Origin of the sequence: Catenuloplanes sp. NPDC051500 (assembly GCF_044454585.1) — a bacterium.
In the GTDB taxonomy this organism is placed as follows: domain Bacteria; phylum Actinomycetota; class Actinomycetes; order Mycobacteriales; family Micromonosporaceae; genus Catenuloplanes.
The window spans coordinates 1-18,989 of sequence record NZ_JBITDX010000009.1; the positions used below are offsets into that span (position 1 = coordinate 1).

The following is an 18,989-nucleotide window of genomic DNA, read 5'->3' on the forward strand; positions in this document are numbered from 1 at the left end:
TCGAGGACAACCTGTCCGAGCGCATCCTCTTCAACGAGCTGCGCCCCGGCCACATCATCGTCGTCGACTGCGAAGGCGACCCGGACAACATCGACGAGTCGAAGCTTGTCTTCCGCTCGTCGGAGAAGCCGGCCGAGGTGCCGGACGCGATCCCGGCCGACCTCGGCACGGCCGCGTCCACCGAGGAGTAGCAAGACCAGGCAAGACACCGACGAAGGCCCCCACCCTCCCCCCGAGGGTGGGGGCCTTCGCGCACCCCCCGGTGCAATAAAGCTGCGGTCAGCCCGGCCCGAGATAGCGGCGAGATGTCGCATATCCGCCGCAATCGAGGTACGAGCACGTCGTGTGGTGCAGGCTCGTCGCGTACATCGTCGGCTTCCGTTCTGTGGGTTGTCCCGGCCGGCGCGTTCACCCCGCGCCGCTGTCCTGAAGAAGACAATGGCCGCCGGGATGTCCCGCCCGATGCGGGCTGGTGTCCCGCCGCCCCGGGAGCTTCGGCCATTTCCGCTGCCCGAGCGGTGTGCCAGGCCACCGAAACCTCCTACCGCCTCGGGACATCCGTCCCATGGATCCGGGTCGACAGCGGTGTGCAGGATGGGCGCGAACACAAGCGACGCCTTCACATCCGCATTGGATAAGGGAGATCCGGATGTCCACAGAGTCCCTGCACGCGATCTTCGCGGTCGCCGCCGACAACAAGTGGGTCCACGTCTACCGCGACGTGAAGACCCTGCTCGCCGAGACCGACATGGGCGTCGGCCACGAGCCCACAGTCGCCAACACCATCGAGTTCTTCAACGTCAACGGCAAGCGGCTGCTCCCCGCGTTCGGCCGCGACTGGGCCCTCGTCGACCTGATCGAGAGCGGCGACGCCGCCGACCCGGCCGGCGTCCACGCCCGCATCACCGCGGTCATCGACAAGACCAAGGCGATGATCCTGGAGCACGCGGACGACTTCACCGAGGCCGGCTTCAACCCGCAGACCACCATCGCCCAGCTGCCCACCACCGCAGGCAAGACGCTCACCGAGATCGCCGACGAGCTCGAGCCGAACTTCGGGGCGCTCACCGAGCCGCCCGCGGTCCGGTCCCTGGTCATGATGACCCAGGGCAGCGCACTGCACATGCTGCTCTGCCACAGCTGGTAAGAACAATCCACCACACCATCTGCATAGGAGTCACGATGCCCAGGACCCGTGGTTGGCTCGGGACTCCGAGCGGCGCCATAGCCGCGGCCACCTTCGTCATCGCGGTGTTCGCGGTCATCGGCCAGCTGGTCAGCGACAACCCGTACATGCTGGACTTCACCGGTCTGAACGCGGCCATCGCGGTCGCGTTCACCGCCGCCGGCATGCTGGTGCTCACCGGCGCGCCACGGCACCGCGTCGGCCTCCTGATGACGGCCGGCGGGCTCAGCGCCGCGATCTCCGTGCTCGCCGGTTCCTGGACCGGCACCGTGCTCACCGTCTGGATCAGCAAATGGCTGTGGTGGCCGCCGTTTGGCCTGGTCCTCTTCGCGCTGCTGCTCTTCCCGGACGGCAAACTGCCGTCCCCCCGGTGGCGCCCGGTCGCCTGGGCCCTCGCCGTCTCGGTGCTCGTCGCCACCCTGGGACTCGCCGGCACCGCAGCGGACCGGCCCTACGCCTTCCTGATCGAGGACACGCCCGAATTCAGCACCCTCGGACGTGCCTCACTCCTGGTCGCGCTCCTCGGCGTCGGCATCACGCTGGCGCTCGGCATCGCGATCGTCGCATCACTCTGGGCGCGGTGGCGTGTGGCCGAGGGGGACACACGCCGCCAGCTCGCCTGCCTCATCCCGGCCTCGGTGCTGATGGCCATCGGTATCGGCCTCGACGCCAAATTCGGCTTCGCGCTCGCGTTCCCGCTCATCGCGGTCGCGGTGCCGATCGCCATGGCCGTCGCCATCCTGCGCTACCGGCTCTACGGCCTCGACCGCACCGTCAACCGCACCACCGTGTGGCTCGTCATGACCCTGCTCGTGCTCGTCACGTTCGTCGTCGTGGTCACCGCGCTCCGCACGGTCCTGGTCGGCGACGACAACTCCACAAACGCGTCCCTGCTCGCCACCGGCCTCATCGCGGTCGGCTTCGAACCCGTCCGCCGCCGCGTCCAGCAGAGCGTCGACCAGCTCCTCTACGGCGACCGCGCCAACCCGTACAAGGTGATCGGCGTGCTTCTCGACCTGCTCCGGCACACCGCCGAATACGGCGACGTGCTCCCACGCCTCACCAGCGCCGTCGCCGAAAGCCTCCGCCTGCCCTACGTCGCCGTCGCACTCACCGACGCCGACGGCACCCGCATCGTCGCCGAACACGGCGAGCGCAGCAACCACCTCGAAACGTTCGCCATGCAGACCCACGGCAAAGAGGTCGGCCGCCTCCTCGTCGGCCGCCGCAGCCCCGGCAGCCACTTCACCGCCCGCGAACGCCGCCTCCTCGCCGACGTCGCCCTCAACGCCGCCATGGCCGCCGAAGCCACCCGCCTCATCCAGGACCTCCGCCAGTCCCGCGAACGCCTCGTCATGGCCCGCGAAGAAGAACGCCGCCGCCTCCGCCGCGACCTCCACGACGGCGTCGGCCCCGCCCTCACCGGCATCGCCATGCAGATCCGCGCCGCCCGCAAACTCTCCGGACCCTCCAAGGTCACCGACATCCTCGACGGCCTCACCGGCGACCTGCAGATCTGCACCGCGGAGGTCCGCTCCCTCGTCACCGCGCTCCGGCCACCGGCCCTCGACCGCGGCCTCGGCGAAGCACTCCGTGCCGAATGCCAGCGCTTCAACAGCGACGACCTCGACATCTCCTTCGAAGCCGACGGAGACCTCACCGGGCTCCCCGCCGCCGTCGAAGTAGCCGCCTACCGCATCGTCTCCGAATCCCTCAACAACGTCGCCCGCCACGCCCGCGCCCGGCACTGCCGCGTCTCGGTCACGCGTAGCGGGACGCTTGACCTCGAAGTCATTGACGATGGGGTGGGGTTGCCGACGTCTGATACGGGGCGGGCGGGGGTTGGGCTTCAGTCGATGCGTGAGCGGGCTGAGGAGCTTGGTGGGGAGTGTGTTGTGACGTCGGCTGTTCCGCATGGGGCGGCGGTGCGGGTGCGGCTTCCGATTGTTGGCTTGGGGTAGGGGTTCGCTGCTTTCGGGCTTGGTCTTGTGGGTTGCGCTGGGTGGGGTGTCGGGGCATGGCGCCTTACTTCGGGCGGTCAGGCTTGATCCCTACGTAAGGCGCCATGCCCCGACACCCTCGGTGGGCACGTTTAGTGGGGCGGCGGCAGTCTGCTTTTTAGGCTTGGTGTAGCCGCTGTGCAGGGGTTATAGCGGAGCGCAGTCGGGTGTTGTGAGCCGAGGGTGGAGAGCGAGTGCTGTTCGTGGCTGCGTCGCAGGTGCGGTTGCGTCACGTTGTGGTCCGGGGATTGGCGGGGTCGAGTGCAGACCTGGCCTTGCCTGGAACCCCTGTCCGGTAACGCTTTCACGAATTTTGGGGTGTCTGCAAGATGACATAAAAGGGTGAAAGGGCAGCTGGCGGCTTGGTGGGTGTGGGCGGGGGGATCGAGTGGGAAAACGATGTTTGGGGGAGCTGCAGGTCAGGGATGGAGGGGGCGGTGGAAGGGGTGTAGGGATGCGCACTATCGTCTTCTGCTTGGTGGAGGCAGGTCGGTAGGGGGCCGCCGCACGGGAAGAAAGCCCGGAGTATCGAAGGCGGCGCGCATGGCCCAGATGAAACGGGTGCTCGTGGTGGACGACCACCCCGTGGTGAGGCGTGGCTTGCGCGCGATGCTCGAGAACGAGGACTGGGTGTCCGAGGTTCTCGAGGCGTCCACAGTCGCGGACGCGGTGCGGGAAGCGGTCGCCGGCCAGGCGGACGTCGTCGCGATGGACTTCGCGCTCCCGGACGGGGACGGCATCGAGGCCACCCGGAAGATCCTTGCCGCCAGGCCTGCGGCGCGGATCGTCATGCTCACCATGACTGACGACGAGGATGTCGTGATCAATGCGCTGCAGGCGGGCGCGGCCGGCTTCGTCGTCAAAGATGATGATCCGGACGTGGTGATAGACGCACTCCGTACCGCCGGCAATGGTGGGGTTGTTCTCGGGCCTTCGGTCACGGCGAGCGTGCTGTCGGGCGTGGGGCGGACGAAACCGCTTCCGGCGCCGTTCGACAAGCTGACGCCGCGGGAGCGGGAGATCATGGGACACCTGCTGACCGGCGAGGCGAACGCGGAGATCGCCAGGCATCTCACGGTCAGTGAGAAGACGATCCGCAACCAGCTCACGGCCGTTTTTGCGAAGATCGGGGTCACCGATCGGACTCAGGCGGTGCTGCGCGCCCGCGATGTGGGTATGGCTCCCGCGCATTAGCTGACGCACGACACAAGGACGGCCGGATGGCGCTGGAGATCGTCGTGGTGCTCGGCGCCACGGTGCTGTTGTGCAATGCGATCGCGGGGCGGCTGCGGGTGGCGCCGCCGGTGCTGCTGCTCGGTGCGGGCGCGCTGATCGGGCTGGTGCCGGCGTTCCACGAGGTGCGGCTGCCGCCGGACGTGATGCTGCTGCTGTTCCTGCCCGCGCTGCTCTACGTGGAGAGCCTGACCACGTCGCTGCGCGAGATCCGGTACATGCTTCGCGTCGTGCTGCTGATGAGCACGGTGCTCGTGGTCGCGACGGCAGGCGGCGTGGCCTGGATCGCGCACGAGATCGGCCTGGCCTGGGGTCCCGCGTGGGTGCTTGGCGCGGCGCTGGCACCGACTGACGCGACAGCCGTCGGTGTGCTCGCGCGGGCGCTGCCCCGCCGCACAATGACGGTGCTGAGAGCAGAAAGCCTGATCAACGATGGTACGGCGCTGGTGCTCTACGGCGTGGCGGTGGCACTGACCATCGGCGAGGAGACGCTGAGCCTGCCGCACATCGGTTTCCTGTTCGCGGTCTCGTACGTCGGCGGTGTCCTGGTCGGCCTGGTGGTCGCCGGTGCCGGACTGTGGATCCGCGCGCACCTGGACCGGCCGATGCACGAGAACCTGGTGTCGCTGCTGACCCCGTTCACCTCGTTCCTGCTCGCGGAGCTGTTCGACGCGTCAGGTGTGCTCGCGGTGGTGGTCGCCGGGCTGGTGATGAGCCAGGTCGGGCCGCGGGTGATGCGGGCGGACACCCGGCAGCAGGCGTTCGCGTTCTGGCAACTGTCCACGTTCGCGCTCAACGGCGCGCTGTTCGTGCTTGTCGGACTGCAGATCACCGCCTCGGTACGGGATCTGCCGGCGGGCGGCCTGGCGGAGGCGCTGATCGCGGTCGGCGTGATCAGCGCGGGCGTGGTCGGCGTGCGCTTCCTGTGGAGCTTCACGCTGCCCTACCTGCTGAGGGCCGTTGATCGCCGGCCCAGCCAGCGGGAGCGCCGGTCCACCGCCCGCTCCCGGGTGGTGATGTCGGTGGCCGGCTTCCGGGGCGCGGTGTCGATGGCGGCGGCGCTCGCGGTGCCGGTCGCGCTGCGCTCGGGGGAGCCGTTCCCGGACCGCGAGCTGATCATCTTCGTGACGTCGGGCGTCATCGCGGTCACGCTCGTGGTCGGCGGCCTGGCGTTGCCGGCGGTCGTGCGGTGGGCGCGGCTGCCGGAGGACACCGAGGTCGAGGAGGAGACGCACCTGGCCGAGCGGGAGGCGACCCGCGCCGCGATCGAGGCGCTGCCGGAGGTCGCGGAGCGGATGCGGATCCCGGCAATTGTCGCGGAGCGGCTACGACTGGAGTACGAGCAGCATCTGAGCCACATCGAGGCGACTGACAACGGCGACGCGGACGCGCTGGACGCGCTGCGGCTGGAGATGGTCCAGTACAAGCGGATGATCGTGGTCGGTCTGCGCGACGACCGCCGGATCGACGACATCGTGCTCCGCCGTCTGCAGCTGCGGCTCGACATCGAGGAACTGCGCCTGGCCAACCGCGGCTCGAACGACGGGGATTGAACCCTGGCGGGGGTCGCGGCCGTACCTCAGCACACAATGCCTGAGGAAGGGCCGTTCCATGTCTGCTGGACGCCGGATCGCCGCGCTTATCGCTGCCGTGAGCGCACTGGTCGCGGTGCCCGTGCCCGCGTTCGCGCACGGCGCGCCCACGAACCCGCTTAGTCGCTCGGCCGCCTGCGGTCCGGAAGGCGGCGGCGCCCGGGGTTCCGCCGCGTGTGAGGCGGCCCGCGCGGCCGGGTTCGCCGCGTGGGACAACCTGCGGGTCGCGGGCGTGGCAGGACGGGACCGCCAGGTGGTGCCGGACGGCGAGCTGTGCAGCGGCGGGCTGCCCGCCTACAAGGGGCTGGACCTGCCGCGCGAGGACTGGCCGTCGACCACCCTCAAGCCGGGCGCGACGATCACATCCACGTACCGGGGGACGATCGCGCATCCGGGCGAGTTCCGGATGTACGTGACGCGGGCAGGCTACGACCCGGGGGCGCCGCTGACCTGGGACGACCTGGAGGCGAAGCCGTTCTTCGCGGTGACCGACCCGCCGTTCCGCAACGGGTCGTACGCGATGAGGGTGACGCTGCCCGCGGACCTGACCGGCCATCACCTGATCTACACGGTGTGGGAGAACACCGGGCCGGACACGTACTACTCCTGCTCGGACGTGATCTTCGAGGCGCCCGCGAAGCCGTCCCCCGCGGCGGAGGCCGCGAAGCCGTCCCCGAGCGCGCCGTCGCCGAGTCCGGCCGGGTCGAGTCCGGCGGAGTCGAGCGCAGCGGAGCCGAGTGCTTCGCCGAGCGCCGGCGGGCCGGCCGCGGTGGAGAGCGAGACCGCCCCGCCCACAAACCTGGTCGCCTCGCGGTCCGGAACCGGGACGCCGCTGATGTTCACGCTTGTCGCGGCCGGGCTGATGGTGCTGCTGGCCGCGGTCGCTGTCACGTTGCTCGTGCGCCGCCGCACCCGCCGGTCCACGGCGGGCTGACGCGGCGGACCCGAGGCTCGGAAACTGATCGAGCGCTCAGGCCATGTGAACTGACCGGTCAGGCACGAGGTGAACTGACCGGTCAGGATCGGCGGAGTGACGGCTCAGGCGGGCGGGGGAGTGGCGGGGGCGCCGGTGATCGCCTCACGGAGGCTGCGGACCTCGTCCGCGATGGCCAGCAGCGCGCGTACCTGCGCTTCGGCGATGAGCCGGTCGCCGGCCGGGTTGGCGGACGCCTCCTCGATGATGCGGAGCGCTTCTTCGCGGTTGTTCCGGTGATCGACCATCGAAGCTCCTCAGGTGCCGGGATGCATGTCCTGGCTCCATCCAAACCCCACGACCGCGGAAACGCAGCCGGACACGCGATCAATTTTTCCGGCCGTTCACCCGGGCAGGCCGGGACGCCGCAGATAGAGCCAGGCGTGCCCGCCCGCGGTGATTCTCCGGAACGCGGCCGGATCCGGCGGCCCGTCCCCGCCCGCGACCGTGTCCCGGAACAACGCATCCGGTACCACAAGCGCGAACGCGGCATCCCGATGCTCATCCAACGCCGCCCGCACGGCCGCCGCCTCAAGCAACGCCTCCAGCGCGCCGGTCACGGCCCGCTCGTCGGCCGGCAGTTGATCCACCGTGTACCGACAGGCCCGACCACCGTCCGGCAGCGCTTCCGGCGCGCCGTGCTGCTGACCGCCATGCTGGTCACCGCCGTGCTGGTCATCGCCGTGCTGCTGACCGCCGTGCTGCTCATCCCCGTGCTGCTCCGACAGTGTCCGGTGCAGCGCGAACCGTAGCCGCACTCCGTCCGCCTGTGCCTGTGCCGCCCGCCCCGCCACCGCCGCCGTCAACGCCGACACCAGTGCCGGCACCTCCACCTCCGGCGGTAGCAGCGCGAAACGCCCCGCGCCCAGCCGATGCCGCCCCCCGATACCAGCCGCCGCCAGTACCTCCGCGACCGTCACGCCCTCCGGATCGGTGGCCGGGTCGCCGGCGGCCGCGGCCAGCCAGAGCCGGGTGGCGGGCGAGGGGCCGGGGGCGTCCGGCACCGGGACGGAGAAGGCGAGCGGCTTGCGCGTCCCCACCCGGCGCAGTGTGGCGCCAGACAGGTCCGCCTCCGCGGTCAGGAAGCCGAGAAGCGTGGACACGTCCGGCGCGATCTCCAGCAGCGCGTGGCCGGCCAGCTCACGCGGCAGGTCCGGGGTGGCCCGCCGGTCGGTGAAGCGCCAGCCGAAGCGTGGGCTCCCGGCGCCGTCGACGGCCGCGACCGGCGTCTCCCGCCGGACCAGGCCGGATGCGGCCCGCAGCGCCCGCCAGGCGAGCGGCGTGGAGCAGCCGTCCGGGGAGACGCCGAACTCGCCCGCGTCCGCGTAGACCGAGAGCGCGACGACGCGGGACGTGTCCGGATGTCGCAGGTCGACGCGGAGCCAGGCCGCGGCGTACCGCTCACCGCGCCGGGTGGCGGGCAGCCCGAACGGGAACATCGCGCCGACGAAGCGGGCGCCGGGGGTGGCGCGGAGCGGGGCTGGCAGGTCGGTCACGGCCACCGGGTAGAGCACCGGGCGGCCGCAGGCGAACCGGACCGGACTCGCCGGGATGTGCCGCGCAGTGGATCTCGCCACCATCGGTGTGCCTCCGCGTGAGCTTGACGCCGCGGGCGCCCGGCGCGGGCCCCCGTCCGGCATCTCACTGTGGCATCGGCTCCTACGCTGGGACAACGTCCTGCGGGAATGACGGCCGAACGTCGTACCCATTCCGGCTCATCCACGGGCCGCCCGATTTTCACAGACGAAAAGGCCTGCGGGGGTACGCGTACCCCCGCAGGCCTTTGACGTGTCTTTGTCAGCGGCGCAACGTCGGGGCCAGCAGCGGGCCACGGCGTCCACGACCGCGGGAGGGCGGCGTGAAACCGTCGTCGTCCTCGGCCGCGGTGGGGTCGTTCCTGGTCCCGCGCATGACCGTGACAAGCAGTGCGCCACCGATGCCGGTCATGCCGACGCCGACCACGATGATCAGCGGGCCGAGGCCGTTGAAGAACGTGGTCTGGCCCGCCGCGGTGGTGAGGTCGACCCCGGCCGCTTGGTTTCCCTGCTCGGCGGCCGGTGCGTCGGTGTCGTCGTCCTCCGCCGCGGCGCCGGCTTCGGCAGTTTCCTCATCGTCGGGGCTGCTGTCGGATCCAACGGTGTCGTCCTCGTCTACTGTGCCGGGGTTCTTCTGCGGGGAATCGTCGTCTTCGTCGTCCGCCGCGCGGTTGTTGCCGGTGCCCTGCAACACCTGCCGGGTCTCCACCGTGCGGTCCAGCCGGTCCGCGTTGGCGCTGTTGAACGCCTCGCCGATGAAGTCGACGCGCCCGTCCGGCGCGTCACCGGTGAACGTGACCCGGTACCGGACCTGGATGCGCTGCTCCTGGCAGAGCTGGGCGTTCGCCGGCACGACCGGGGCGCTGGAGACCGCGTCGTCGGTGAGCTGCACCGTGTTCAGCGGGATCCAGGTGCCGTTCTCGTTGACCGCGATCTCGATCTCGTCGCGTTGCAGGCCGGACATCTGCACGGTCATCAACGTCTTCACCCGCACGCAGTTACGGTCCGTGCGGGTCACCTGCAGCACCGCCTCACGCGGCACGTTGTCGGTGGCCAGGTCGCCGGAGACCCGCAGACTGACCTGGCCGGGTTCGGCGTGGGCGGGCGAGGCCGCCAGGACGATGCCACCGGCCACTCCGGCGAGCGCGGCACCGACCCGCAGTGACCAGCTTGGCCTCACGGCCACGACTGCTCTGCTCGACACGCGAAACGCCTCCTCCTCGGCCGGGCGCGGTGCCGGCCGGTGTCGTCACCGGGCAGAAAGTCCCAGAACCCATCCGAAGCGAGATACGGCCTTCGGGCGAGGAAGGTTCAAGCGTTCAGTCTTTGTGGCGATTCCTACGGCTGTGGAAACAGGACCGTAATACGGAGACCGCCGGCCGGGCCGGGCTCGGCCGTTATCGTGCCGTCGTGCGCGGCCACGATCGAGCGCGCGATGGCCAGGCCGAGGCCGCTGCCGCCGCCGTGATCGATCCGGTCGGTGGCAAGCCTGGTGAACGGCTCGAACAGGCGGCCCACCTCGGCGGGCGGGACCGGCGGGCCGGTGTTCGTCACGGTCAGCGCGGGCTCGTCACCGACCTCCACATGCACGGTGCCGCCCGGCGAGTTGTACAGGATCGCGTTGTGCACCAGATTGCGGACCAACTGCTCCAACAACACATCATCACCGGGTACGGTGCGCGGTGCCAGCGACCGGACCAGCGTGACCGACCGGTCCGCGGCCGGGACTGCGTGCGCGGTGACCACCTCGTCCGCGATCGCGTCCAGCCGTTCCGGCCGGCGCCCGGCCAGCCCTTGATCTGCCTGGCTGAGCACCAGCAGGCCCTCGATCAGCCGCTCGTTGCGCGCGTTCGCGGCAAGCAGCTGGCTGGCCAGCAGCGCGGACTGCTCCGGCGTGAGCGGCACGGCCATGCCCACCTCGATCAGCGTGCGCTGCAGCGCAAGCGGGGTGCGCAGCTCGTGCGACGCGTTCGCGGCGAACCGGCGCTGCGCCTCGTAGCCGGCGCCGATCCGGTCGAGCATGGTGTCGAGCGCGCGGCCGAGCTTCGCCACCTCGTCGCGGCGGCGGCGCGCCGGGCGTACCCGGTGGCCGAGGTTCTGCGGGCCCATCTGGGAGATCACCGGGACCATCGCGCGCAGCGGCGCCAGCACCCAGCGGGCGAGCAGCGGGAACAGGGCCGCGGTCAGCACCAGCATCCCGACGAGCGGCCCGAACGTCGTGATCGGCAGGAACCGCTGGGCCTGCGCGCAGAGCTGGGTGACGTCGCGGTACTCCATGTTCCAGTACGCCTGGCTGAGGCAGCTCTGGTCCAGGCCGTAGAACGCGGTCGGCAGCCGGTACCAGTTCTGCTCGACGCTGACCGTCACCAGCAGAAGCCCGGCGAGGACCAGCGCGAGGCGGGCCCGGACGTTCACGCGCCGACCCGGTACCCGGCGCGCGGAACCGTGTGCACGATCGCCGGCTCGCCGAGCTTGCGGCGAAGCGTCATCACCGTCACCCGGATCACGTTCGTGAACGGGTCGGTGTGCTCGTCCCAGACCTGTTCCAGCAGGTCCTCCGTGGTGACTGTCTGTCCGCGGGCCCGCATCAGCGCGTGCAGCAGGCCGAACTCCTTCGTGGTCAGATGCAGCGGCCGGCCGTCCCGGGACGCGGTGCGCGCGGCCACGTCGACAACGATCCCGTCCTGCTCGAGCACCGGTGGCAGCGCGGGCGCGGTGCGCCTCCCCAGCGCACGCACCCGCGCCACCAGCTCCGCGAACGCGAACGGCTTCGTCAGGTAGTCGTCCGCGCCAAGTCCCAGGCCCGCGACCCGGTCGTAGACGCCGGCCGCGGCCGTGAGCAGCAGCAGGCGCGTCTCCGGGCGGTTCGTGGCGGCCCAGCGGCACAGGTCGTCGCCGGTCTGCCCCGGCATGTCCCGGTCCAGCACGGCCACGTCGTAGCGGTTGACCGAGAGGCGCTCGTGCGCGCCGTTCCCGTCGTAACAGACGTCGACCGCCATCGCCTCCCGGCGCAGCCCGAGCGCCACGGTGTCGGCGAGCAGCCGCTCGTCGTCGGCAACCAGAACCCGCACCGTCGTCACTCCCCGTCACCCGTGAACCAGCGTCTTGCATGATGGCAGATGCGGGGATAAGCCGGAGATAAAGACGGCGGGCATCAGAGCCTGTGCCGATCTGCCAGGCGGTGGCTGGGCCTCGCCACAGTCGGCCACCACATCGACACAGGCTAGGGTCTGCGGGTGATGTTTCGGGGCGCGGTGGCGCTGTTCGCGGTGGCCTGCGTGATCCACGTCGGTGGTGCGGCGCTCGGCACAGACGGCCCGGTCCCGGTGGCGGCCGGCGCGTTCGCGCTGGCGCTGCTCGCCGGGTACGTGATCACCGCGCCGTCCGGGGCGCCGGGCGGCGTGTCGGGGCGGGCGCGGGCGCTGCTCTGCGGCGGACTGCTCGCGGTCGCGGTGGCGATCGTCGCGGGGTGGCAGCCGCAGCCGGATTCGTTTCCCGCCGGGTCTGCGCCGGACCGGATCCTCGCCGCCTATGCCGAGCGCGCCGTCCCGCTGGCCTCCTCGGCCCGGGCGGTCGCGATCGCGCTGGCGGTGGCGGCGGCCGCGTTCCTGCTCGGCATCCTCACACTTCCCCGGGACCGGCGCGGCGGGTTCCTCACCGCGGGCCTGGCGATGATGCTTGTGGTGGGCGTCGCCGTGATGTTCTCGCTGTGGGTGCCGCTGCCCACGCTGCCGCTGCTCTTCGGCGGGCCGGTGCGCTTCGCGCTGTCGCTCGCGGCCGGGTTCGCGATCGCGGTGTTCCTGCTGCTCCGCGCGGCGGGCCGGCGCGGTTTCCCGGTCGGGGTGGCCGGCGTGCTGCTCGCGGCCGGTCTCGGTGCGGTGGTGATCCACCTGCTGGGCGCCTGGGAGTCGATGGAGGACACCCGGGCGGCCGCGGAGGCGACCGTGGCGCGCGGCAACGCGTTCCTGCAGCCAGGCCTCCGGATCAGCAGCGCCAGCGCTGTCTCGACGGCCCCGGGGTGGGCCGGGCCGGGCGCTACGTTCCGGGCGGCGCTGCTGCTGGCCGGGCCGCTGTTAATCGTCGCGGGCGCGCTTGGCACATTCCGCCTCCCGCGGTGGCCGCCCACCGCCTTGGAGAGCGTGCCGCCTGCGGACTCCTGACGGCGGGCCGTCTGCCGACCTGAGGAGCCTGCCGCGCGCACCCGTGACCGCGGCCACCCGCCGGTCCCCGACAGTGTGGCGCCCTCAGGAGAGCGTTCCGGCCCGGGCGACCGCCTGGGCGCGGAGGTCTGCGAGCGCGTTGAGTTCCGCGATGCCCGTCTCGTCCAGGCCTGCGGCGTGGTCGCGCAGCAGCGACTCGACCGTGCCCGGGACGCCGGCCCGTGTCGCGCACCCGGCGTCCGCGACCGCGACCGCGATCTCGTGCGGCGAAGCGGTCGCCGGGGCGTCGGGCGGGTACTCGGCCGCGAGGCTCTGCTTGGCCGCGCTCGGGCTGGCGAAGTCGTGCCCCTCGGCCCGCATGCACGCGGACCAGGCGGTCAGCGCGGTCCGGTAGGCCGGCTGCGCGATCGCCGCCAGGTAGGCAGTGTTGTGGTAGTTCTGCGCCAGGTAGTCGATCCGGGCGGCCTGCGCCGGGTCCCCGAAGACAGTGGTCCGGGCTTCCGCCAGGCACCCGGTGCTCGGGAACGTGAACTGCTGGCCGTCGCGAAGCGTGATCGCCTGCTGGGCGTCACCGTTCATCGCGGCCAGGAACTGGTCCTGGCGCTCCGCGGGGAGTGCCCTGACGTAGCGCCCGGCCGGACTCTCGGCCTCCGCCTCCTGGGAGGCGCGCAGACGGTAGCCGCCGGCCTGCCGCTCGGCGAGCACGGGCCGCCACTCCTCGTCGGCGCTGCCCGGACGGGTGGTGTCGACCGTGAATCCGGCCGCGGCCAGGCAGCCGTCGGCGAGCCGGTTCTCGGTGCGTTGCAGCAGGTCCTGGTCCTGGTAGTAGGTGCCGGTACGGCTGATCAGGTCGCCTGCGCCCGCGGTGAGCGCGGGGCCGGCCGGAGTCCTCGCCGGCTGCGGTGCGCAGCCGGCGAGGAGCATGACCAGGACGGCGACACGCGCGTACCGGAAGGTGAATGGTCTGGGCATGTCGCGTCCTCTCCGGGTCAGTGGGCGGTCAGCACCAGTTGTTCGACCGGATGTTGTTGTTCCAGTCGTAGCCGCTGATCGTGCCGAGGCTGGCGTAGCCGCTGCCGCGCGAGACGTTCAGCACCGGCGCCCCGTAGTTCTCGTAGTAGTAGACGTGCGCGACGCAGCTGGTGCCGTTGTTGTAGATGGACGAGGCGCAGTCGCTCCAGGTGCCGTCCGGGCAGGAGGAGTGGCTGAAGTTGCCCCAGTTCGTGTTGCTGCCGCTGACCTTGCCCGGGCCGTCGCTGTAGTTCGTGTTGTTCCAGAAGCACAGGTAGGTGGCACCGCAGTTGGCCGGCGCGGCCAGCGTGGTGACCGGGGCGGACTGCGCGACGACCGCCGCGCTCTCGGCCGCCGGGGCGGACTTCTCGGACACCGCGGCGGAGGCCGCAGAGGCGCCGCTGAAGGCGAACGCGAGCATCGTCGCCGCGCCCACCACGAACAGGCGTGCGGGGCCGACCTTGCCGAACAGGGACATGGTGTTTCCTCTCTCCGTGCGGAGATGCGGACCCCCGTGCCAGGAACCGCTGGCTGGGCCGTCATCGCTTTCGAGATAGATCGTTTCAACCATCGAAGATCGACTACACGGAGTTTCGATCAGCATCGAAAGAGGGAAATCTATTGCTGTAAGCCGTTCTGGCGGGCGGCTGGATCGACGATCGTGTGTTATTGGGCCCGAGTGTGCGGGCGCTCGGCGTACCCCCAAAGAGCGAATTTGGTGGTTTTTTGCCCCTAAAACCGGACGAAAGGGTGAGATGGGGGCGTCAACGAGGTAGTCAGGAAAGGCCGAAGCAGCGTGAGCCAGCCGTTCACCCTCCCCGAGTTCTACGTGCCGCACCCGGCCAGGCTCAATCCGCACCTCGAAGGCGCACGCGTGCACTCGAAGGCATGGGCGCGCGAGATGGAGATGATCGAGGGATCCGGCATCTGGGACGAGGCCGACTTCGACAACCACGACTATGCGCTGCTCTGCGCCTACACGCATCCGGACTCGGACGGGCCGGAGCTGGACCTGATCACCGACTGGTACGTGTGGGTCTTCTTCTTCGACGACCACTTCCTGGAGCTGTACAAGAAGACGCGTGACCAGGCGGGGGCCAAGGCCTACCTGGACCGGCTCCCCGCGTTCATGCCGATCGGCGACCTGTCCGCGATGCCGGAGCCGACGAACGCGATCGAGGCGGGCCTGGCCGATCTGTGGCGGCGGACCGTGCCGGCGATGTCCGAGGCGTGGCAGACACGGTTCCGGGAGAGCACCGAACACCTGCTCGTGGAGTGCGTCTGGGAGCTGTCCAACATCAGCGACGGGCGGCTGGCCAACCCGATCGAGTACGTCGAGATGCGCCGCAAGGTCGGTGGCGCGCCCTGGTCCGCGGACCTGGTGGAGCACGCGGTCGCCGCCGAGCTGCCGGCCCGGGTGGCGCTGACCCGGCCGCTGCGGGTCCTCAAGGACACGTTCTCCGACGCGGTCCACCTGCGCAACGACATCTTCTCCTACCAGCGGGAGACGGAGACCGAGGGCGAGGTCAACAACGGCGTCCTGGTCTTCGAGCGCTTCTTCGGGATCACCCCGCAGGACGCGGCGGACGCGGTCAACGACCTGCTCACCTCGCGCGTGCAGCAGTTCGAGAACACGGCGCTGACCGAGGTGGCGATGATCGCCGCCGAGCACGGGCTGTCGCCGGACGAGGCGCTGGCGGTGGCGCGGTACGCGAAGGGCCTGCAGGACTGGCAGTCCGGCGGGCACGAATGGCACCTGCGGTCCAGCCGGTACATGAACAAAGGGTCGCACCCGGGGCTCGGGATGTCGGCGACGCGGCGCTTCACCGCGCAGCCGGGCGCGGGTGCGGTCGGGGCCGGGCGGCTGAAGCAGCTCACGCACACGCACTTCCAGCCGGTCGGCGAGCTGCCGAGACCCGACTTCCTCATGCCCTATCCGTTGCGGACCAGCCCGCACCTGCAGCGCGCCCGGGAGGCGACCGTCGCCTGGTGCCGGGACCAGGGATACTTCGCGCCGGCCGTCGGCGTGCCCGGCCCGCCGGTGTGGAACGAGGAGCTGCTGCGCGGCTTCGACTTCGCGCTCTGCGCCGCGCACATCGCCCCGAACGCGTCGCCGGAGCAGCTTGACCTCTCCTCGTACTGGCTGGCCTGGGGCACCTATGCGGACGATTACTTCCCGCTGGTCTTCAACAGGTCCCGCGACTACGCGGCGGCGAAGGCGCACATCACGCGGCTCAAGCAGTTCATGCCGATCGAGGACCTCGCGGGTGTGCCGGCGCCGGCGCACCCGCTGGAGGCCGGGCTCGCGGACCTCTGGACCCGCACCGCCTCGCCCATGAACGCGGACCAGCGCACGCAGTTCCGCCGCGCGGTGTCGGACATGCTGGACAGCTGGCTCTGGGAGCTGCAGAACCACCTCCAGCACCGGGTGCCCGACCCGGTCGACTATGTGGAGATGCGCCGCCGCACGTTCGGCTCCGAGCTGACCATGAGCCTGTCCCGGATCGCGCACGGTGACCTGCTCCCGCCGGAGATCTACCGCACCCGCACCATGCGCGGCCTGGACAATTCGGCCGCCGACTACGCCTGCCTGATGAACGACGTCTTCTCCTACCGCAAGGAGATCGAGTTCGAGGGGGAGCTGAACAACGGGGTGCTCGTCATTCAGCGCTTCCTGGAGATCACGCCCGCGGAGGCGATGCAGGTGGCGGCCGAACTGATGGCCGCACGACTCCAGCAGTTCGAACGGATCGCGGCCGACGAACTCCCGATCCTGTGCACCGATTTCGCGCTGTCCCCCGAAGCAGTGCAAAAGCTCCGGGGGTACGTGGACGAGCTGCGCGACTGGATGGCCGGCATCCTCGCCTGGCACCGCGGAACGGAACGGTACGACGAGAAGGACCTGCACAAACTCCCGCACTCGCCCCGCAATCTGGTTCCGGTGGCCACGCCGCGCGCGTCCCGCCTCCCCGGGCCGGTCGGCGTGCCCGGCCGGGCGGCCGTGAAGGAGCGGCGCGAGCCGTTGCCGGCCGGTACATCGGGTGCCCCGGCTGTGCCTGCGCTTGCCGGTGTGACAGCGCTTGCTGGTGTGCCTGCGCTCGCCGGTGTGCCTGCGCTTGCTGGAGTGCCTGCGCTGAGCGGGATCTCGGGCATGGCTCCGTGGGCCGGGGCTTCCGGCTCGCAAGCACAGGCCGGTGCGTCTCGGCTGCCCTCCTCCGGCGTGCCCCTGCCGTCGGGCGCCTCCGGGGTCTCCACACCTCACGCCACCTCCCATGTGTCCGCGTTGCCGGGTGCGTCCGTGTTGCCGGGTGCATCTGCGGTGCCGGGCGCACCCGGGTCGCCGGGCGCGTCCGGGGTGTCCGCCCTCGGTGGAGCGTCCCGGGTGCCGGTGGACTCCGGCGGGTCCGTGCCGTCGATCGTTCCCGCTGTCGGTGGCGCCTCCGCTCCGGCCGCCCCGGCGCTGACGATGACGCTGCCCGGCCCGGCCGGGTTCGGAAACAGCGCCGCCCGGCTGTTCGCGCGCACCCCCGCCTCCCACTAGTGGTCGGTGGTCCGGGCGTCACGGTGCCGCGTGACGCCCGGGCCGTGGTGGGCTGAGCCGCGTGATGCCCCGGGCCGTGGTGGGCTGAGCCGCGTGATGCCCGGGTCGTGGTGCGCTAACCGGATCGGTGTGCGCGGACGCGGAGGGCCGCCAGCCCGTTCAGCCCTACGCCCCAGATCAGCGCGACCACCAGGTACCGCGCCCAGTCCGCCGCGTCCACCTCGCCGGAGATGAGCGTGCCGGCGACCGGGAACGGGGTCACCCACTCCCGGACGGCCGCGAGCGGTCCGGCGAACCCGAGCAGAGCCCACACTCCCAGCGGGATCACGATTGTGGCGAGGCAGGCGACCCAGGCCGGCCTGATCAGCACGCCCAGGCCGGTGCCGGTCAGGGTCGCCACCGGCTGCATGAGGAGGCCGCCGAGCATGATGAGACCGGCGTGGTCCCAGGCGCCCGGCACGTCGGAGCCGGTGGCGGCCAGCGCGGCCACGATCACCAGGTCGCCGAGGGTCGCCACGCCAAGCGCGACCGCCATGGCCGCCCTTAGCGCCGGTGCGATCGGGGCCGCGGGATCGGACAGCAGGTCGCGGCCGAGCAGCACGCCCAGGAACGGCAGCGTCACGGACATGACCATGTGCGTCGGATAGGCGATGATCGCCAGCGTCCGCTCGTCGGAGGGCGGCGCGGCGGCCACCGCGACCGCGGTCAGCACGCCGAGCAGCAGCGTGATCGCGAGGATCCACCACCGGGTGCGGGTGGCGAGGATCCGCCGGAACGCGTGCGCCGGGTGTCCGGTGTCCTGCAGGCTCATGAAGATCGACCCCCGTATGTCTGTGAGGCCATCATGGCGGCCCGATCACACACAGAGCCAGCGTTTTGCCACGCCACCGGCACGATCGGTCACACAGCGGTGAGGGCTGGCCGGGCGCAGGCGAGCGAGCCTCGCCGGCGGCGCGTTAGGCCGGGCCGAACCCGCCTCGAGCCACGCCGGGCCGAGTCGCCGGCGACGGAGAGCGTCTGCGCCAGCCAGAAGGCCCGAAAGCCCCGACGAGACGACCGAGCGCCCCTACCAGACAACCGAACGCCCCTATCAGACGATCGGAAGCGGTCAGGAGACAAGGGGGAAGAAGGCCCCGGCGCCACGGCCGGTGGCGGCCTCGATGAACGCGACCGGGGACGGGATCGCGGCCAGGATCTCCGCGGTCTGCGTCAGGCCGGACTCGGGCACTGACGGCTCCCGGCCGAGCGCCCGCTGCAGGTCGAGCAGGTGCACAGTTGATTCGACCACGCCGATCCCGGCCGCCTCGGCAAGGGAAAGCCGGGCGATGCCGAAGTACTCGACCACGACCGGCCCGAGCCGGTGCGCTTCGTCGATCGCGGCGGGCCCGATTGCGGCGAACGCCTCGGTGAGCTGCTCGGGCGTGTGCTGCAGGGCGGCCTCGCGGGCGCCCTTGGCGACGCGCGGGGCTTGGAGCGCGGCCAGGCCGCGCGGGCGGTTCAGGTCGCGGAGCAGGGAGGTGGCGGAGTCGTGGGTAGGCTCGTCGTCCCGGACCAGGCTCAGCATCTGCGCGAAGCCGTGCGGCCACGCGGCGAGGTGGGCGAAGAGGGCCTTGACGTCCCAGCCTTCCAGCCGGGTCGGGCGGGTCCAGCGGGCGGCGTCCAGATCGTGTCCGTGCGCCGCCCACACCGCCCACAGCTCGCCGAGCGCCGTCAGGCGAGCCTCGAGCAACTGCTCCGCAGAGGACATGCCGCAGAGGA

At 71.1% G+C, this 18,989-nt stretch carries 16 protein-coding genes and 1 pseudogene; 8 read left to right on the forward strand and 9 right to left on the reverse strand.

The genetic code is table 11. The features are described from left to right. From ACIA8K_RS19300 to ACIA8K_RS19325, 6 genes and pseudogenes are all read left to right on the forward strand, one after another. A pseudogene (locus ACIA8K_RS19300) lies at positions 1-191 on the forward strand (AAA family ATPase); the annotation flags it as partial. A gap of 458 nt (positions 192-649) precedes the next feature. Then, positions 650-1,147, forward strand: coding sequence for a hypothetical protein (locus tag ACIA8K_RS19305; protein WP_396060781.1), 498 nt, complete (start codon positions 650-652; stop codon positions 1,145-1,147). 35 nt (positions 1,148-1,182) lie between these two features. Then, on the forward strand, positions 1,183-3,147 hold the full coding sequence (locus ACIA8K_RS19310; RefSeq protein ID WP_396060783.1) for a histidine kinase: 1,965 nt from the start codon (positions 1,183-1,185) through the stop codon (positions 3,145-3,147). A gap of 582 nt (positions 3,148-3,729) precedes the next feature. After that, positions 3,730-4,380, forward strand: a complete 651-nt coding sequence (locus ACIA8K_RS19315; RefSeq protein ID WP_396060786.1) for a response regulator — start codon at positions 3,730-3,732, stop codon at positions 4,378-4,380. A gap of 26 nt (positions 4,381-4,406) precedes the next feature. Next, on the forward strand, positions 4,407-5,972 hold the full coding sequence (locus ACIA8K_RS19320) for a Na+/H+ antiporter (protein WP_396060788.1): 1,566 nt from the start codon (positions 4,407-4,409) through the stop codon (positions 5,970-5,972). A gap of 58 nt (positions 5,973-6,030) precedes the next feature. After that, positions 6,031-6,945: a lytic polysaccharide monooxygenase gene (locus ACIA8K_RS19325; RefSeq protein ID WP_396060790.1), complete on the forward strand. Its 915-nt coding sequence runs from the start codon at positions 6,031-6,033 to the stop codon at positions 6,943-6,945. Between the two features lie 104 nt (positions 6,946-7,049). On the opposite strand, the gene ACIA8K_RS19330 is transcribed toward ACIA8K_RS19325, so the two are convergent. The 5 genes from ACIA8K_RS19330 to ACIA8K_RS19350 all read right to left on the reverse strand — a co-directional run bounded on the left by ACIA8K_RS19330 (position 7,050) and on the right by ACIA8K_RS19350 (position 11,590). After that, positions 7,050-7,232: a hypothetical protein gene (locus tag ACIA8K_RS19330; protein ID WP_396060792.1), complete on the reverse strand. Its 183-nt coding sequence runs from the start codon at positions 7,230-7,232 to the stop codon at positions 7,050-7,052. Positions 7,233-7,328: 96 nt separating this feature from the next. After that, complete coding sequence (locus ACIA8K_RS19335; RefSeq protein WP_396060794.1) at positions 7,329-8,564, reverse strand: hypothetical protein; 1,236 nt, start codon at positions 8,562-8,564, stop codon at positions 7,329-7,331. A gap of 217 nt (positions 8,565-8,781) precedes the next feature. Beyond that, entirely contained in the window at positions 8,782-9,723 is a 942-nt protein-coding gene (locus ACIA8K_RS19340) for a hypothetical protein (protein WP_396060796.1), read from the reverse strand. A 134-nt stretch (positions 9,724-9,857) separates the two neighbouring features. Continuing rightward, positions 9,858-10,934 (reverse strand): sensor histidine kinase, encoded by a 1,077-nt coding sequence (locus tag ACIA8K_RS19345; protein WP_396060799.1) that lies wholly within the window; start codon positions 10,932-10,934, stop codon positions 9,858-9,860. Further along, positions 10,931-11,590 carry a response regulator transcription factor gene (locus ACIA8K_RS19350; RefSeq protein WP_396060803.1) on the reverse strand — a complete coding sequence of 220 codons (660 nt, stop codon included), beginning with the start codon at positions 11,588-11,590 and terminating at the stop codon, positions 10,931-10,933. Before ACIA8K_RS19350 ends, ACIA8K_RS19345 begins: the two co-directional genes overlap by 4 nt. A gap of 165 nt (positions 11,591-11,755) precedes the next feature. On the opposite strand from ACIA8K_RS19350, the gene ACIA8K_RS19355 reads away from it, so the two are divergent. Continuing rightward, positions 11,756-12,679, forward strand: a complete 924-nt coding sequence (locus ACIA8K_RS19355; RefSeq protein ID WP_396060805.1) for a hypothetical protein — start codon at positions 11,756-11,758, stop codon at positions 12,677-12,679. Between the two features lie 84 nt (positions 12,680-12,763). Here ACIA8K_RS19355 and ACIA8K_RS19360 read toward each other — a convergent pair whose 3' ends face one another. Together ACIA8K_RS19360 and ACIA8K_RS19365 are read right to left on the reverse strand one after the other, a co-directional pair. Further along, the gene (locus ACIA8K_RS19360) at positions 12,764-13,651 is read right to left on the reverse strand and encodes a hypothetical protein (RefSeq protein WP_396060807.1); all 888 of its coding nucleotides are present in this window, start codon (positions 13,649-13,651) and stop codon (positions 12,764-12,766) included. A 28-nt stretch (positions 13,652-13,679) separates the two neighbouring features. Beyond that, on the reverse strand, positions 13,680-14,168 hold the full coding sequence (locus ACIA8K_RS19365) for a peptidase inhibitor family I36 protein (protein WP_396060809.1): 489 nt from the start codon (positions 14,166-14,168) through the stop codon (positions 13,680-13,682). 318 nt (positions 14,169-14,486) lie between these two features. Here ACIA8K_RS19365 and ACIA8K_RS19370 point away from each other — a divergent pair, with 318 nt between their 5' ends. Continuing rightward, positions 14,487-17,231: a germacradienol/geosmin synthase gene (locus tag ACIA8K_RS19370; protein WP_396060812.1), complete on the forward strand. Its 2,745-nt coding sequence runs from the start codon at positions 14,487-14,489 to the stop codon at positions 17,229-17,231. Positions 17,232-17,346: 115 nt separating this feature from the next. Here ACIA8K_RS19370 and ACIA8K_RS19375 read toward each other — a convergent pair whose 3' ends face one another. Together ACIA8K_RS19375 and ACIA8K_RS19380 are read right to left on the reverse strand one after the other, a co-directional pair. After that, a complete protein-coding gene (locus ACIA8K_RS19375) occupies positions 17,347-18,042 on the reverse strand; it encodes a hypothetical protein (protein WP_396060814.1) in 696 nt (231 codons plus the stop codon). Positions 18,043-18,339: 297 nt separating this feature from the next. After that, positions 18,340-18,978: a maleylpyruvate isomerase family mycothiol-dependent enzyme gene (locus ACIA8K_RS19380; RefSeq protein ID WP_396060817.1), complete on the reverse strand. Its 639-nt coding sequence runs from the start codon at positions 18,976-18,978 to the stop codon at positions 18,340-18,342. Positions 18,979-18,989 lie beyond the last annotated feature (11 nt).